The sequence below is a fragment of the Vagococcus fluvialis genome, assembly GCF_003337315.1.
Lineage (GTDB): Bacteria > Bacillota > Bacilli > Lactobacillales > Vagococcaceae > Vagococcus > Vagococcus fluvialis.
Map to the genome: position 1 here is coordinate 41,226 of NZ_QPJV01000008.1, position 16,090 is coordinate 57,315.

Sequence of the window (16,090 nt, forward strand, 5' to 3'; positions counted from 1 at the left end):
AAAGTAAACTATAAATCATGCTTAATTAAGAAACTAATAGGACGAGAAAGATAACGATTAGGCTTATTTAATTTGGTTGGCACATGAATAACTACTAATTCCAACCCTTCAACTAAATCATGAATATGACCGCTTTGTTCATAAATATCTGTTACATAATCTAACATTTCTAAAGGAATATCATAATCATTTAACAACGTATTTTTCTCAGTTTCAGTTAACTGGTTAGTTTCAATCCATTTCATTTTAGAATTAACTTTATGTTCAACTAGCATCTCTTTCTCCCTTCTTGTCGAGGCTGTTTCTTTCTCAATGATAGCACAAAAAGTTTAGGCTGTGACAGAAGTGTTTAGTTTCAAGAAGTAAGAAAAAAAGTTGTGACATAAGTAAAAACTTACATCACAACATCTTTGTATGAAGGAACATTTATTAATTTTTATTTTTTCTTACGTTTTGCTTCCTTAATTATTTTCAAAGCTCTTTTTCTCGTCTTTATATTTGGACTTTTGAGTCTTCTATAAGCACTTGAAATATCTGTCTTCTCCATTAATTAACCTCCTTTTAGCCACTATCTTTCAGCTAAATATTCTCTAATTTGAAGTTTTTCATCATATGTTAAATCATCTGCCCACAAACGGTTGATAAGCTCTTCTTTTAACTCCAAAGTAATCTTCCAAAAACCATCAATTAATTGTAAAGAATCTAAAGCAAAGGTATGAAAAATAGGATAAATTTTTAAAAATTCTTCTAAAGTTAAGTTTTCTTCCTCATAAAAATCTTTTACCCAGCCCTTCTCTATAGCTTCTTGAGTAGGTTCACCTGTTTCTAAAAGAATCCCTTTTTTTACCATTAAAGAATACATCTCAGCCTTATCTACAAGACTAACTTCCTGATTAGCTAAATGAAAAGCAAGGCTATCTTCAACTAAAGGTGGATAGATAATTTCCATTTGAGTAACCTCCTAACTATAAAACCTTGCGCCCTTTATAATAACCACTTGGCGAAATATAATGACTTCTTGTATACTCATTAACTTGTTCATCAAAACTTATTTCAGCTGATTTAACACTTTGATGAGTTCTACGCTTATTTTTTCTACTTTTAGACTGTTTTCTTTTAGGAACTGCCATTTTTTTATCCTCCTAATTGTCTACCAACTTGCTTTTTTCACTCCAGGAATCTTTCCTTGATAAGCTAATTCTCTGAAATTAATACGCGACATACCAAATTTACGCATATAAGCTCTAGGTCTGCCATCAATCTCATCTCTTAACTTCATTCGATTAGGATTAGAATCTTTGGGCAATTTTCTAAGACCTTCATAGTCACCAGCCGCTTTTAATTGTGCTCTTTCATCCCTGTACCTAGCAACTAACTTTTTTTGTTTTTCATATTTAGCTATTTTTGATTTCTTTGCCATATTTTTCTCTACTTTCTAATTTCTTTAAATACCATTTTCTTTCTCAATTTAGGTGAGTATTTTTTTAATTCTAAGCGCTCTGGTGTGTTACGCATGTTTTTACTTGTTAAATACAAACGCTCACCTGTTTCTTTACATTCTAAAATAATATTTTTCCGCATCCCTTTCACTCCTAATAATTAATGAGCTAGTATTTCTTGAGCAATTTCCTTACCACTTAGAGAATCACTATAGTAAGTTGGCCAATTTTCAAGTTCATCATATAGTTTTTTCTGACTTTCATTACCAAAATAAAGATGGAAGTGTTCTGCTTTAACATCAGATATATTATGATCGCTAAACTGAATATATTTAAACGCACCATTTTCTGGATTTTTCGCTTCAAAACAGTAACGAACACCACGATTTCCTTTTTCATAATTTAAGATATGATAGCCACTTGGTTTGTACTCTGATGAAAAAGATTTACCATTTGTATCTGTGTAGGTAATGTAGTTATTTACAATGCTGATTTTAGCGATATCTGTTTTATAACCAGCTGTGTAGTACTCTTTATATTCCTTGGCTGATTTATCTTTATTAATTTTGGCTTTATAATCAAAAACTTGATCCATTGTTCCATCTAAAACAAAAGGATAAACTGATTGCCAATCTCCTGCCCAATTTGAAAGACTTCTTTCTGTAATATCACTATCTTTAAAGTAGCCATTGTGAACAGTTTTTTCTTTTTCCTTTGTTACTTGCATTTCTTTTTGACTAGTTGAATCAGTTGTTTTTTTCAATGCCTCAAGATTCTCTTCCATAACGCTGACATAGTCTTTCCCGGCCTTAATATCTTTTTCAGATAACCCTTCTAATGTATTTAAAACAAGTAGCTCAACTTTTGCTTCTTTAGCTAAAGTTTTAGAAATAGCATCATTGGCATTTGATTCAAAATAAATATATTTTATATCATTGTCCTTAACGTATTTTTTTAATTCAGCTAACCTTGCTGGTGACGGTTCCTCGTCTGGTGAAAGACCTGCAATTGGCACTTGATTTAACCCATATTCAGTTGCTAAATAACCAAAAGCTGCATGTTGAGTGACAAAGTTAGGTTGTTTAACATCTTTAAAATTTGTTTCGTATTTCTTATCTAATGCTGATAGCTCCTTTAAATACTCTTCTGTATTTTTATCTAATTCTTCTTTTTTGTCAGGATAAGCTTTCACTAGTTGGTCTCTAATCTCTTCAACTTCTTTAATCGCTAAATTAGGAGCTAACCAAACGTGAGGGTCTAATTCATGATGATGTCCATGTTCTTCTTCACTGTGTTCTTCTTTTTCTTCATCATGATGGTGGTGATGGTCATGTCCATCATCAGAGCCTGGTAATAAAACTAAATTTTCAGTAGCTTTGATAACAGAAACTTTCCCTTCTTTTAAAGTAGAATCAATCGCAGGAACCCAAGTTTCCATATTTTCATTATTATAAACAAAGACATCTGAGTCTTGAATTTTTTTTAAATCTTTTGCAGAAGGTTCATAGTCATGTGCTTCTGTTCCAGAAGGAATCAACATTTCAACTTCTCCTAGGTCCCCTACTACATGTTTTGTAAAATCATACATGGGATAAAAACTAGTCATTACTGAAATTTTATCAGTCTTACTTTCCTTATTAGTTGTAGTCGTTTGATTGGAACACGCTCCAAACAATCCTAATAAAAAAAGTGAAGATGCTGTTATCCATAGTTTTCTCTTCATAAATTCTCCTCCATTTTCTTCTTAAATCGTAATCGTTACGTTTTATAATTATGAATATTATCAAAATAATAAAAAACTGTCAACACACAAAAAAAGAAAGTAGCAAAAAAGCTACTTTCTTTTTTAGATATTATTGAATGGCTTGCTCTAAATCATTTATTAAATCTTCTACATCTTCTATTCCACAAGATAGTCTTACTAAGGTTGGTGTAACGCCCATTTTCAAACGTTCACTCTCCTCCATACAAGCATGAGACATCAGCCAAGGATAAGATAAAATCGACTCCACACCACCTAGACTAACAGCAACAATCGGCACTTCACATTTATTAAATAATCTTTCTACGTGTTCTTTTGTTTCAAGTTCAAAAGATAAAACTGCCCCTCCAGATTTCGCCTGAGTCATATGGATATCGTAATTAGTATGGGTTTCAAGTCCTGGATAATAAATTTCTTTGACTTGTTTTTTTGTTTTCAAAAAATCAGCAATTTCTTTGGCATTCTTAATAGATTTTTCCATACGAAGTCCCATAGTTTTAACACCGCGTAACACTAACCAGGCATCTTCAACACTTAAAACACCACCTAAAGCTTTTTGATGTCTCTTTAATGTTTCATTTAGTTTGTCATCATTAGTAACAACAAATCCAGCTACAATATCACTATGACCGTTAATAAATTTAGTTGCACTATGGATAACCACATCTACACCAAGTTCCAACGGACTCTGCTCAAGAGGAGTCATAAACGTATTATCACAAGCTGTTAATATCTGATGTTTTTTAGCAATATCGCAAACTTTTTTTAAATCAGTAATCGTTAATAATGGATTTGATGGCGTTTCTAAATAAAACATTTTCGTATTTTCTCTAACTGCCTCTTGCCATTCATTAACATTTGATTCATCAACAAAAGTATATTCCACTCCAAAACGTTCTAAAAATTCTGTGACTGTCTGAAATGTACCACCATAAATATTTTTTCCAAGTACTAAATGATCGCCACTTGATAATAGAAAAAGAACTGAATTAATCGCAGCCATTCCTGATGAAAAAGCTAATCCATGCTTAGCATCTTCAAGCATGGCTACACATTTTTCTGCTGCCTCAACTGTTGGATTACCAAATCTTGTGTAATTAAATCCTTCATGATTAAAGACATCTGATTGATGAAAAGTTGAAGCTTGGTACTTAGGAATAGATGATGCTCCTGTTTCTTGGTCGATAACTGGATAACTATGTAATAATTTCGTATTAATATTCATTCTCATATCCTCCGTTTTTTCCATTAAAAGTGCTTTCATTGGTAGTAATTACTAAAAAAATACCATTAATTAAAAACACTTGTCAATATAAATAATAAAATTTTATCATTTACTAATAAAAACTAAGATACATTTTAATATATAACGAATCTTATCTTAAAATAAAAACGCTATAAATTAACATTTGTGTTGACATCTTTTTTTTCATGTGTTATTTTTTCATTATAAAAATATTTTTTGATATTTTTTTATCAGAGATTGTGATAATAATAACTTACAATCAAAAAAATGATGAACGGAGAATGTTACATGTCAAAAATCCCACCAGCAATCGGCCCTTATTCAACTTATAGAGAGACAACTGATTTGATTTTCGTTTCAGGTCAACTACCTATCAATGGTGAAACTGGAAATATTGAATCTGAAGAGTTTTCTGGCCAAATCAAACAAGTCATGGAAAATATGGCACTTATCTTAAAAGAAACTGGCAAAACTTTTGATCAGGTTGTTAAAACAACTTGTTTTTTAACTGATTTAAGTTATTTTGGAACTTTTAATGAAGTTTATGGTAGTTATTTTAATGAAGAATTCCCTGCAAGATCTGCTTTTCAAGTTTCAAAATTACCAAAAGATGCTTTAGTTGAGATTGAATTTATCATTCAAAAATAGGAGGTAACACCTTGGAAATAGTAATTATCGGCGGTATTGCAGCAGGTATGAGCGTTGCTGCTAAAGCAAAAAGAACTAATAAAGATGCAATTATTACAGTTATTGAAAAAGAAAACTTTATTTCATTTGGAGCTTGTGGACTACCTTATTACTTAGGAGATCAATTTGACGATCAAGGCGAATTTTTCTCTCGAACACCTCAACAAATTATTGATTCAGGTATTAATTTAATGCTGACTTCTGAAGTAACAGAAGCTAATCTAGAAAAAAAAGAGCTTACTATTTTTAACAGTACAACAAAAGAAACGACTACAAAATCATACGATCGTTTAATGATTGCTACAGGAGCTAATCCCATTGTTCCTCCAATCCCAGGTATCGACTCAACAAACGTTTACACTGTCACTAAACCAGACCGTGTTAAAGAACTAAAAACTAATTTAGTTAATTACAAAAACATTGTTGTCATCGGTGGTGGATTTATTGGGATTGAGGTAGCTGATCAATTAGCTGCTAAAGGAAAAAATGTGACCCTAATTGAAGCAGATCAAACAGTTATGAGCGGTCCTTTTGACCTAGAGTTTTCAGAAAGGTTAGCTCTAGCAGCAAAAGAAGAAGGTGTTTCAATTCATGTTAATGAAAAAGCTCAAGAATTTTTAACTGAAGATGGACAGGTCGTTTCTGTTAAAACAGATAAAGGTGAGTATGAAGCTGATGCTGTCATCGTCGCAGTTGGTTTTAGACCAAACACGCAGTTTTTAAATAACCAACTTGAAACACTTCGTAATGGGGCTATTGTTATTGATGCTTACGGTAGAACATCAATGAAAGATGTTTACGCTGGCGGTGATTGCGCCACTGTTGAGCATCGATTAGCTGGCACTATGTATTTGCCTCTAGCAACTGTTGCTAATAAAATGGGGCGTATTATCGGAACAAACATTGCTGTTAGTGAAGACAAACAAATTCCATTTAATGGCGCTTTAGGAAGTAGTGCTATTAAAGTTGGCGACTACGAAGCTGCTAGCACTGGTTTAACTGAGAAACACGCTAAAGCTCTTGGCTTAAATATTAAAACAACTTGTGTTGAAACTAATAATCACTCAAATTATTACACAGTTCAAGAAAAAATTACGATTAAATTAGTTTATGACGCAGATACGCTAGTACTTTACGGAGCACAACTCTTTGGTAAAAATGAAACAGTTCTTCGTGCTACAGGTTTAACAACTGCGATTCACGCTGGTTTAACTACAACTGAAATTGGTTTTATTGATTATTCATATGCCCCGCCATTTGCTTCTACTTGGGAAGCTATCAACGTCGCAGCTAACACTGCTAAATAAAGGAGAATAAAAAATGATTGAATCACCATTCTTTGCTCAGTTTTTAAAAGTAAGTAATTTTTACACAGTAATTTCTATTGTCTTGTTGGTTGTTGCTATTTTTGTTTTAAAGAGTTTAAAAGACAAAAAAGTTAGTTTCTCAAAACGAATGATTATTGCCCTTATCATTGGTCTTGTTCTTGGGATAGGTATTGATTTAGTTGGTAGTCAAAACCCACTATACTTAGAACATGCTCGTGGTGAGATTGCTGTTTGGTATGATTTAATTGGTTCTGGTTTCCTAAAACTAGTTCAATTATTAGCTGTCCCTGTCGTGTTCTTATCAATTATTAAAGTGGTAGTTGACGTACAAGGTGATCGTGTTAGAAGTTTAACTGGTAAAACATTCGCCACACTTTTAGGTACAACTGCTATTTCTGCAGTAGTTGGTATCTTCGTGGTAAAACTTTATCAATTAAACGCTGTTGATTTTGCTGCTGATTTAGCTGATGCAAAAGCTGAGCGAATGAGTGATATCGCCTCTCAAAGTTTCCCAGAATTTTTTGTAAACTTAGTTCCTAATAATATTATTAATGTTATGGGAGATAACGGAAGTATCGTATCAGTGGTTATCGTGGCTGCTTTATTTGCAAGTGCCATTCGCTTCTTGAAAGTTAAGAAACCTGATCAAGTGGCACCATTTGTTACTTTATTAAATTCTTTACGCGTAACTGTAAACTCTGTATTAACTAACATTATTAAGTTAATGCCTTACGGAGTTGTTGCTCTTGTATCTAACACTATTATTTCAAACGGTGTTCAAGCCATTACTGGTATGTTAGGCTTTATCGCTGCCCTTTATACAGGTGTCTTAATTATGTTAGTTGTATATGTTGTTATCTTAATCTTACTTGGTGTTAACCCAATCATTTTCTACAAAAAAGCTTTTACAACTCTTTTATTCGCCTTCTCATCTCGTTCTAGTGTTGGTACTTTACCATATACATTAAAAACATTAGAAGATGATATGGGAGTTTCTGGAGAAACTGCTAACTTTGTAGGAACACTTGGTACATCTGTTGGTATGAATGGTTGTGCTGGTGTTTTCCCTGCTATGCTTGGAACTTTAATTGCAGCAGCTGCTGGTGCTGAAATGAACTTCTCATTCTTCGTTTTAGTAGTGGTGGTTGTAACAGTTGGTTCAATTGGTATCGCTGGAGTTCCTGGTACTGCAACAGTTGCCGCTACTGTTACTTTAAATGGTTTAGGTTATGGTAGTACAATCTCAAGCATTGGCGCAATCTTTGGTATCGATCCGATTATTGATATGGGACGTACAATGTTAAACGTTGCTGGCTCTATGGTATCTGCCATTGTTGTTGATAAATGGGAAGGTACTTTTGATAGTAAAGCATTTGCTGCACCAAAAGCTGTTACTTCTGAGGAAGAATAAGAAAAGAGGCTGTGACTAAATTTAGTCACAGCCTCTTTTTACTCTTCACTAACTATTTTGACATAACGATAAATACTTGGTTCTGAAATTTTTAAAATATCAGCAACTTTGGCTACAGCTCCTTTTATTTGGAAGACACCTTTATCGTTTAATTGACGGATAATGGTTAACTTAGCTTCTTTGTTTAAATTAACTTTTCCGCTTAGTAAATCAGGTTCTACTATAGAATTTACCATATCTTCAATTGACTCTTCTAAAATTTCTACAGTATCGTTTCGTCTATGATTCTCTAGATTTAAATCATCTAATGACTCATTTCCTAAGCCAACTAATTTTAGTATTTCTTGAGACAAGTCTTCGTATTGACTAATGTCTTGGTTGATACAAAGTAATCCTTCAAGATTACCTTCTTCATCTTTTATAAAAAAAGTTGAGCCTTTTAAGGTTTTTCCATTAATGGTTTCCGCCTTATAATTAACAACAAAATCTTCTCTTTCATGAGCCTTTGAACTCATTAATTTCAAGGCAAAATCTGTAATAGGTGAATTAGTTGTTCTACCACTAATATGACTATTTTCAATAGCACCTATGTGATAATTCCCTGATTCTAAAACGTGTAACACAATCTCAAAATTACTCCCTAAAGAGTGGCCTAAAAAAGTGGTTAAAGCTTTATACAAATTCAGTTTTTTAGTATTCATATGTTCTCCTAAGCCCTTTATATTAATAAGATTAGAATACCATACAGTATCACTTTTTTTAAGTGGTAAATCAACTTTTAACTTATTTAAAAAAACATCTTTTTCTAATATAACTTTTAACTTCTTAATCCTCTTCCTTTGTTGATTAAATACCAACAAACACTATACAGGACAACAATAAAAATAATAATAATTGAAAATGAAACAGTAATAGAAACATCTTCTATCCCTAAGAAACCATATCTAAAACCTGAAATCATGTACACAATTGGGTTAACCTTTGAAACACCTTGCCAAAATGGCGGTAACATTGAAATCGAGTAAAATACTCCACCTAAATAAGTTAAAGGTTGTAGAACAAAAGTAGGTACAATTGAGACATCATCATAAGATTGAGCGAAAATCCCATTGATTAAACCAGCTAGAGAAAATAAAATAGCAGTCATTAATAACGTAATAATAACGATTGGCCATGAAACTACATTTAACGGTACAAATAATAGGGAGATAATCGTCACTAAAGTTCCCACTAGAAAACTTCGGCCTAAACCACCAATCACAAAGCCCCAAATAATAATATGAGTTGGCACTGGTGCTACAAGTAATTCTTCAATGTTTTTCTGGAATTTTTGAGAGAAAAAGGACGATGACACATTGGCATAAGAACTAGTAATAGCTGACATCATAATTAGCCCTGGTACAATAAATTCCATATAAGAAAAGCCACCCATATCACCAATTCGACCACCAATCATTTTTCCAAATATAACAAAATAAAGAGAAGTTGTAATCACTGGTGGTACAAGGGTTTGTACCCATATTCTTAAATATCGATTTGTTTCTTTAACAGCTAAACTTTTTAATGCAGTAAAATAAAGATTATTCATTGTCTTCCTCCGTACTATGTTCTCCTTCAGTTAGTTTTAAAAATAACTCTTCTAAACGATTTGATTTATTTCTCATAGAAGTCACTGTAATTCCTTGGTTTGATAGTTGAGTAAAGACATCATTAATCCCTTGATCTTTTTGAACTTCTACAGCTAAGGTTTGTTGATCTTCTAATTCATAATGATAGTCAACTAATTTAATTTCTTTATTTGTTGGAACTATATCTAAAATAAAAGTTTCTGATTGTAATTTAGACAGTAGTTCTTTCATACTTGTATTTTCAATTAATTCACCTGATTGGATGATCCCAATATTGCGACATAACATCTCTGCTTCTTCTAAGTAATGAGTAGTTAAAATAATAGTTGTCCCTGCTTCATTTAACTCTTTTAAGAACTCCCACATATCACGACGTAACTCAATATCCACACCTGCTGTCGGTTCATCTAATATTAACAATTTTGGCTCATGCATTAGAGCTCTAGCAATCATTAGACGGCGCTTCATACCACCTGATAACATTCTCGCTCTTACATTTCGTTTTTCCCATAGGTTTGATTGTTTTAAAAATTTTTCACTTCGAATTAACGCTTCTTTTCTTGGCACTCCGTAATAGCCAGCTTGATTAACAACAATTTGTTGCACTGTTTCAAAAGGATTAAAGTTAAACTCTTGAGGTACTAGTCCAATTTGTTGCTTCGCTTTAACTAAGTCTTTATCTAAGTCATAACCAAATATTTTCACTTGTCCACTTGTTTTATTAACTAGTGAAGTCATAATACCAATCGTGGTTGATTTCCCTGCACCGTTTGGTCCTAACAATGCGTAAAAGTCACCTTCTTCAACAGTTAAATCAACACCTTTTAAAGCTTTAACTCCTGTGTCATAAGTCTTTTTCAAATTATTGATTTCTAATGCGTATACCATAATAGCTAAACTCCTTATTTTTTTGCATCATTAAATACTTTTTCCATACTTAAAAAAAGTTCTGCTACACTTTCCTCTTTTATTGAATAGTGATGCCACTGTCCCTTTTTTTCTACAGTAATTAACTTTGCTTTTTCTAATATTTTCATGTGATGAGAAAGCGTTGGTTGAGTCACATCAAAGTGATCTAAAACTTCGCAAGCGCACATACTTTTTTCTTTAGAAAGTAGCTCAATAATTTTCAGCCTTCTTGTGTCAGCTAAAGCTTTTAAAACTAAAATTAAATCACTTGTTTCCATTAACTCTCCTCCCCTACATAGATAACTATCTATGTAAGATTAAATTAAATCAGAAAACTTGTCAAGAATTCAAATTATTAACGAAATAACTTAGCTAATAAAACTAACAATTTCATTAATATCAAAAAAACAGAACCATGCTTAAACAAGGTTCTGTTTTTGATATTAGGTATGCTATTTGGTTTTTATTATATTAATCTCTATAACTATTATGAACACTAAAACTTAGTTTGATGTTTGTTTCGCAATGGCGTTAATTAAAAAATGAATTCTAAAACTTCTGTTGAGCGGCTTTCTCCTAGTTGATTTTTCCAATTATTGTTGATTCTTCGAATACTTTTAAAACCAACAGATTTATATAAACTTAAAGCTTTTATATTTTCAGGATCCACACTAATTTCTATTCGCTCTACTTCAGATTTAGATTTAATAATATTTATTCCCTTTAAAAGAGCTAACTTACCGTAACCTTTTCTTTGATAGGCATACTCTCCTATTTTTATATCAAACGTGTATGTATTCATTGATATTTTTTTATAAGCAAATTCACCTATTTCGATTTTTTCTTCACTTAGGATTATTAAAAAATCTGCGTTTTCCTCTTTTTGATATTTTTCAATATCTTTAAAAACTTCCTCAATTGTAATAGACAAACCATTAGGGAAGCCGACTTCTTTCATTATCTGGCCATCAGACCACCATTTATGAATAATCTTAACGTCTTCTGCTGTTGCTGGTCTTAAAAATACTGCTTGTTTATTTGTCATCACTTATCCTTTTTTTATCAATATATTATTAATAATTAGCTTCGTACAATCGTCTTTAGTTAGAAAAAATAGGGGGCCTTTTATACCATTATCTCTTCTAAGTTCCTATAAAAAAGCCCATGAATAAGCTAGCAATATTAAAATAAATTAACACACTTGTTAAATCACTTAGAGTCGTTATAAAGGGCCCACTGGCAACAGCTGGGTCAAAGCCGATTTTTTCCATTAATATCGGGATAAAACTTCCGGCTAAATTAGCTACAGTAATAGCACATAACATAGCAATGCCAATAACAAATCCTAAGATAAAGTTGTTCTTCCAAAAACCAACAACAATAAAAATGACTAAACCAGTCACGCAACCGGTAATTAATCCTGTTAGAACTTCACTTATGATTAATTTCGCAAAACTCATGTCTTTATCATCAGAGATAGCAAGTTTTCTAACTGCAACGGCTAATGACTGCGTTCCGGCGTTTCCAGCTGTTCCTGTGATAAGCGAGATAAATACGGCTAATATGCTGGCTTCATTAATTAACACTTCGTAATGGCTAATTAAAGTCGCTGTAGACATTCCTAAAAATAGTAAGGTAATTAACCAAGGTAATCTTTTAATAGATGCTTTTAAAGGTGTTTCTGCAATAGCTTCAACGTCAACCCCAGCAAGACCAGAGTAATCACTAGCTGCCTCGTCATCAATAACGTCAATAATATCATCAACTGTAATAATACCAAGTAACTCTTTACGAGAATTTACAACTGGAACTGCTAAGAAATCGTAGTCCCTAATAGTTTTGGCTACATCTTCTTGGTCTTCTGTTACATCAACAGAAATCACACGCTCTTCCATCATCTCAGAGATTAACATATCTTCACGGTTTAGAAGTAAATCTCTTAAAGAAATAATTCCCTCTAAATGATTATGACTATCCACAACATATATATAATAAATAATTTCAGCCTGTGTTGCTTTTTTTCTCAAGAGATTAAGAGCTGAACGAATAGTTTGGTTAGCAACAATAGACACGTATTCCGTTGTCATAATCGCCCCAGCTGTTTTATCTTCATAACCTATTAAAACTTTAATCCGGTTAACATTTTCAGAAGTCATTAAACTTAAATATTTTAAAGCTTCTTCTTTATCTAATTGATTTAAAATGTCGGCAGCGTTATCTGCATACATCTCACTTAGCATATCTGCTACATAACGTGGTGCCATCTCAGATAGATAATCTTTCATATCTTCATGATCTTCTTCAATCACATCAAACATATCAGCTGTTTCTTTAGGAGATAGATAAGTGTATAAACGCAGACGCTCTTTTTCATCTAACGTAAAATAAAACTGACCTTGTTCATAGAGATGCCATTCTAAAAACATTTCTCTAAACTCATTCATTTTATCTGCGTGAAGCAATTGCCTTAATAAATCAAACTGTTGCTCCATTTCAATATTTTCATTCATAAGGTTTGCCCCCTTTTTATTGATTCATGACCTGTTTCATATCTTCTGGAATTTCTAGAGTTAAGATCATCGGTTCATGAGTAAAGGGGTGTATAAACTCTAAACGTGTACAGTGAAGCGCTTGTCTATCAATCCCTAAATCCATGTTACCACCATAAAGATTATCACCTAAAAGTGGACAACCAACACCTGAAAAATGAACTCTGATTTGGTGTGTTCTGCCTGTTTTTAGCTGAATTTTGACTTGGGCTACTTCTGCCGTTTTCTTTTCTAGCCAATAATTAGTAAGTGCTTCTTGACCATCTTCTGTCACTTGTCTTTTGATTAAAGAAGTCATATCTCGACCAATCTTTAGATCTATCTGCCCCTCTTCAGATAAATCATCAATCTTGCCACTAACTAAAGCTGTGTAATATTTATTTAAGGTTTTATTTTGCAATTGTTTATCAAGCATCGCATGAGCAAATCCATGTTTAGCAAATAACATCAACCCTGTTGTGTCACGGTCTAATCTGGTTACAACGTGAACGACGCGGTTAACGTATTTTTGCTCATTATAGTAATGTTTGACTCTGTGGGCCATCGTGCCAACTGGATGATACTGAGCTGGAATAGAAGCGACATCTTTTGGCTTATTCACAACAAGTAAATGCTCATCCTCAAATACAATTTCAAGTGGTGCATCATAAGGAATTAACGTTTCATGTTCCCCTTCATCAGGAATAATGATTTTTACAATATCTCCTGGCGTCACAACATGTAAGGCATTTTGAACTGAGTCATTGACTAACATCGTTCCACCATGGAATTTAATTTTTGCTAATAATTTTTTTGAAACACCTTTTCCCTTTAAAAAAGTTTTCAATTTTACTGATTCATTTTCAACTTGCCAAACAAACTCCATCCTTACTCTTGTCCCCTTAATTCCCCAATAAATGCATCATTTACTCGACGCCAAAAATGCGTATGGCGGTACGAAGCAAATTGTATTCTCTGTTCTGCTAGTTCTACTTTAATAGAAACTAAGTTTTCTTCTGTTGTCACTAAATGGTCAATGTGGACTTGATAGCTTTCTCCTCTATCTAACTCTAGAGTAATCCACTCATCTTTTGCAATAATCATTGGTGAGCCTAATGAACGATACACCCTGTTATTAATTGAGGCCACTTCATTTAACTGCATAGCATTAACCCTAGGATGAATGACGGCTCCACCTAAGCTCTTACTATAAGCTGTTGAGCCAGTTGGTGTTGAGACACTTAGCCCATCTCCACGAAATTTTTCAAATAACTCGTCTTTAATAAGAACTTCTGCTACCATTGTGCGATTTAAATTTTTTACTGTTACTTCATTCAAAGCTAAAAATGTTTTATTTTTAGTATCATCTTCATAAATTAAAGTAATATTTAATAAAGGATAGGAAACACTTTGTGAGTTATCTTTTTTCAAACTTTCAACTAAATAATCAAGTTCATAATCACGCCAGTCAGTATAAAAACCTAAATGACCTGTATGAACACCAATAAAACGAATTTTATCTAATTCATTGACATATGAATGAAAGGCATTTAACAAAGTGCCATCACCACCAACTGTAATTACCACATTTGGCTGGTCTAAAGTCAACTCAAAAGAAGCTTCTGCTAGTTTTTCTCTTAACTCAGCAGCAACTTTAATTGATTTTGGAGCCTTGTTGGCAATCACAGCGATTCTCATGATGTTTTCCCGTCTCCTTCTGTGTTTTCTTTTTTAGTTATTTTCTTTGGGCGCCTGTAAGAGAATAAATGTTGTGCTTCTTGAATTTCATCTCTAATTTTAGACATTTCCTCATCTAATAAAAAGGCAGCCTCTGCAGTTTTTTCTAGTCGTGTATTAATTTCTTCTGGAAACTCTCCTTGGTACTTGTAGTTTAGAGAATGCTCAATCGTTGCCCAGAAATTCATTGCTAGTGTTCTAATTTGGATTTCAACGAGGATTTTTTTCTCTCCTGAAATAAGTTGCACAGGATACTCAATGACTACGTGATAAGAGCGATAACCACTTGCCTTTTTATTTTCAATATAATCTCTTTCATGAATTACCTTAAAGTCTTTGCGTTTTCTTAATAAGCCAACAACTTCATAGATATCTTCAACAAACTGGCACATAATCCTGATACCTGCAATGTCTTGAAGATCTGTTTCTAATCTCTCAGCTTCAATATGCCTTAATTTTGATTTTAACATAATACTATCTTCAGTTTTAACACGACCAGTTACAAATTCAATTGGCGTGTGTAGGTTATTTTCTTTATATTGTTGTCTAATACTTTTTAGTTTTACTTTTAATTCTGAAACAGCTTGTTCATATGGGGCTAAAAACAATTTCCATTCATTTTCTATCATTTTCTCTCCACACCCTTATTCTTAAACATACATCGCTTATTTTATCATAAATGACAGCAAAAAGTTAGTAACTAAAGGCAGTTACTAAAAAATTGAGTTTCAGAAAGAAAGATAGTAGACTAACTCTACTGAGGTGATTTTATGGCAAAGGAACTTGAGATTGAATATAAGAATCTCTTAACTAAACTGGAATACCAAAATTTACTAGAAATAACTAATTTAACTAAAGAAAATATTCATGAGCAAACTAATATTTATTTCGATACAAAGAACGGAATACTAAAAGAAAAAAGACAAGGTTTGCGAATTAGATTATTACCACAAAAAATCGAATTCACTTTAAAAGTACCACAAAAAAACAGCTATACCTATTTAGAAATAACTGACATTTTAAATGTTTTTGATTTAGATAAATCATTAGAGGAACAAATAGATTCATCAAAAAGTGAAGTGTTAAATTATTTAGCCAATGAAAATATCCTTGTTACTGATTTAAAGGAAATTGGTTCATTAACCACTAAAAGAGCAGAAAAAAAATTAGACCAAAATACTCTTCTTGTATTAGATGAAAGTCATTATTATGGTGTCACAGATTATGAACTTGAAATGGAAGTCCTTGATTCGACAATAGGTCAAAAGACTTTTGAAAATTTTTTAGCAGAAAATAACATTCCAGTTAGACCTGCTAAAAAGAAAATTGCTAGAATGTTTGAAAGAAAACAGCAAATTGCTGAATAGTAACTTTCACAAGCGTTTCTCTTTCTCTTTTTACTAATATTTGATAGA

The 16,090-nt window shown here is 32.5% G+C and carries 21 protein-coding genes; 4 read left to right on the plus strand and 17 right to left on the minus strand.

All coding sequences use genetic code 11. The annotated features are described in order from the left end of the window. Positions 1 to 8: 8 nt before the first annotated feature. The 8 genes from DFR54_RS08845 to DFR54_RS08880 form a co-directional block, all read right to left on the minus strand. Positions 9 to 275: a magnesium transporter CorA family protein gene (locus DFR54_RS08845; protein ID WP_114289906.1), complete on the minus strand. Its 267-nt coding sequence runs from the start codon at positions 273 to 275 to the stop codon at positions 9 to 11. A gap of 161 nt (positions 276 to 436) precedes the next feature. Further along, positions 437 to 547, minus strand: a complete 111-nt coding sequence (locus tag DFR54_RS08850) for a putative metal homeostasis protein (protein ID WP_114289907.1) — start codon at positions 545 to 547, stop codon at positions 437 to 439. Positions 548 to 568: 21 nt separating this feature from the next. After that, positions 569 to 949: a hypothetical protein gene (locus DFR54_RS08855; protein WP_114289908.1), complete on the minus strand. Its 381-nt coding sequence runs from the start codon at positions 947 to 949 to the stop codon at positions 569 to 571. A gap of 16 nt (positions 950 to 965) precedes the next feature. Then, positions 966 to 1,130, minus strand: coding sequence for a 50S ribosomal protein L32 (gene rpmF, locus DFR54_RS08860; RefSeq protein ID WP_086341189.1), 165 nt, complete (start codon positions 1,128 to 1,130; stop codon positions 966 to 968). A gap of 20 nt (positions 1,131 to 1,150) precedes the next feature. Beyond that, positions 1,151 to 1,420, minus strand: coding sequence for a 30S ribosomal protein S14 (rpsN, locus tag DFR54_RS08865; protein WP_114289909.1), 270 nt, complete (start codon positions 1,418 to 1,420; stop codon positions 1,151 to 1,153). Positions 1,421 to 1,428: 8 nt separating this feature from the next. Continuing rightward, the gene (gene rpmG, locus DFR54_RS08870) at positions 1,429 to 1,581 is read right to left on the minus strand and encodes a 50S ribosomal protein L33 (protein WP_086341187.1); all 153 of its coding nucleotides are present in this window, start codon (positions 1,579 to 1,581) and stop codon (positions 1,429 to 1,431) included. Between the two features lie 18 nt (positions 1,582 to 1,599). Continuing rightward, a complete protein-coding gene (locus DFR54_RS08875) occupies positions 1,600 to 3,162 on the minus strand; it encodes a zinc ABC transporter substrate-binding protein AdcA (RefSeq protein ID WP_114289910.1) in 1,563 nt (520 codons plus the stop codon). Positions 3,163 to 3,292: 130 nt separating this feature from the next. Continuing rightward, positions 3,293 to 4,426, minus strand: a complete 1,134-nt coding sequence (locus DFR54_RS08880; protein WP_114289911.1) for a trans-sulfuration enzyme family protein — start codon at positions 4,424 to 4,426, stop codon at positions 3,293 to 3,295. 309 nt (positions 4,427 to 4,735) lie between these two features. Between DFR54_RS08880 and DFR54_RS08885 the strand changes: the two genes are divergently transcribed. Genes DFR54_RS08885 through DFR54_RS08895 form a run of 3 tightly spaced genes read left to right on the plus strand, consistent with a single transcriptional unit; the run spans position 4,736 to position 7,873 of the window. Further along, positions 4,736 to 5,095 carry a Rid family detoxifying hydrolase gene (locus DFR54_RS08885; protein ID WP_086341184.1) on the plus strand — a complete coding sequence of 120 codons (360 nt, stop codon included), beginning with the start codon at positions 4,736 to 4,738 and terminating at the stop codon, positions 5,093 to 5,095. Positions 5,096 to 5,106: 11 nt separating this feature from the next. Next, positions 5,107 to 6,441 (plus strand): CoA-disulfide reductase, encoded by a 1,335-nt coding sequence (locus DFR54_RS08890; protein ID WP_114289912.1) that lies wholly within the window; start codon positions 5,107 to 5,109, stop codon positions 6,439 to 6,441. A 13-nt stretch (positions 6,442 to 6,454) separates the two neighbouring features. Next, complete coding sequence (locus DFR54_RS08895) at positions 6,455 to 7,873, plus strand: cation:dicarboxylate symporter family transporter (RefSeq protein ID WP_114289913.1); 1,419 nt, start codon at positions 6,455 to 6,457, stop codon at positions 7,871 to 7,873. A 38-nt stretch (positions 7,874 to 7,911) separates the two neighbouring features. On the opposite strand, the gene DFR54_RS08900 is transcribed toward DFR54_RS08895, so the two are convergent. The 9 genes from DFR54_RS08900 to yjbM all read right to left on the minus strand — a co-directional run bounded on the left by DFR54_RS08900 (position 7,912) and on the right by yjbM (position 15,304). Continuing rightward, the gene (locus DFR54_RS08900) at positions 7,912 to 8,574 is read right to left on the minus strand and encodes a helix-turn-helix transcriptional regulator (protein WP_086341181.1); all 663 of its coding nucleotides are present in this window, start codon (positions 8,572 to 8,574) and stop codon (positions 7,912 to 7,914) included. Positions 8,575 to 8,690: 116 nt separating this feature from the next. Beyond that, entirely contained in the window at positions 8,691 to 9,461 is a 771-nt protein-coding gene (locus DFR54_RS08905; protein ID WP_086341180.1) for an ABC transporter permease, read from the minus strand. Next, on the minus strand, positions 9,454 to 10,389 hold the full coding sequence (locus DFR54_RS08910; RefSeq protein ID WP_114289914.1) for an ABC transporter ATP-binding protein: 936 nt from the start codon (positions 10,387 to 10,389) through the stop codon (positions 9,454 to 9,456). Before DFR54_RS08910 ends, DFR54_RS08905 begins: the two co-directional genes overlap by 8 nt. 14 nt (positions 10,390 to 10,403) lie before the next feature. Beyond that, a complete protein-coding gene (locus DFR54_RS08915; protein ID WP_114289915.1) occupies positions 10,404 to 10,688 on the minus strand; it encodes an ArsR/SmtB family transcription factor in 285 nt (94 codons plus the stop codon). Between the two features lie 257 nt (positions 10,689 to 10,945). Then, positions 10,946 to 11,455: a GNAT family N-acetyltransferase gene (locus DFR54_RS08920; protein WP_114289916.1), complete on the minus strand. Its 510-nt coding sequence runs from the start codon at positions 11,453 to 11,455 to the stop codon at positions 10,946 to 10,948. Positions 11,456 to 11,552: 97 nt separating this feature from the next. Beyond that, on the minus strand, positions 11,553 to 12,920 hold the full coding sequence (gene mgtE, locus DFR54_RS08925; protein ID WP_086341175.1) for a magnesium transporter: 1,368 nt from the start codon (positions 12,918 to 12,920) through the stop codon (positions 11,553 to 11,555). A gap of 16 nt (positions 12,921 to 12,936) precedes the next feature. After that, a complete protein-coding gene (locus DFR54_RS08930; RefSeq protein ID WP_114289917.1) occupies positions 12,937 to 13,824 on the minus strand; it encodes an RluA family pseudouridine synthase in 888 nt (295 codons plus the stop codon). A gap of 2 nt (positions 13,825 to 13,826) precedes the next feature. Further along, the gene (locus DFR54_RS08935; protein ID WP_114289918.1) at positions 13,827 to 14,636 is read right to left on the minus strand and encodes an NAD kinase; all 810 of its coding nucleotides are present in this window, start codon (positions 14,634 to 14,636) and stop codon (positions 13,827 to 13,829) included. Further along, positions 14,633 to 15,304, minus strand: a complete 672-nt coding sequence (yjbM, locus tag DFR54_RS08940) for a GTP diphosphokinase (protein ID WP_206172101.1) — start codon at positions 15,302 to 15,304, stop codon at positions 14,633 to 14,635. Before yjbM ends, DFR54_RS08935 begins: the two co-directional genes overlap by 4 nt. A gap of 141 nt (positions 15,305 to 15,445) precedes the next feature. On the opposite strand from yjbM, the gene DFR54_RS08945 reads away from it, so the two are divergent. Further along, the gene (locus tag DFR54_RS08945) at positions 15,446 to 16,042 is read left to right on the plus strand and encodes a CYTH domain-containing protein (protein ID WP_114289919.1); all 597 of its coding nucleotides are present in this window, start codon (positions 15,446 to 15,448) and stop codon (positions 16,040 to 16,042) included. Positions 16,043 to 16,090 lie beyond the last annotated feature (48 nt).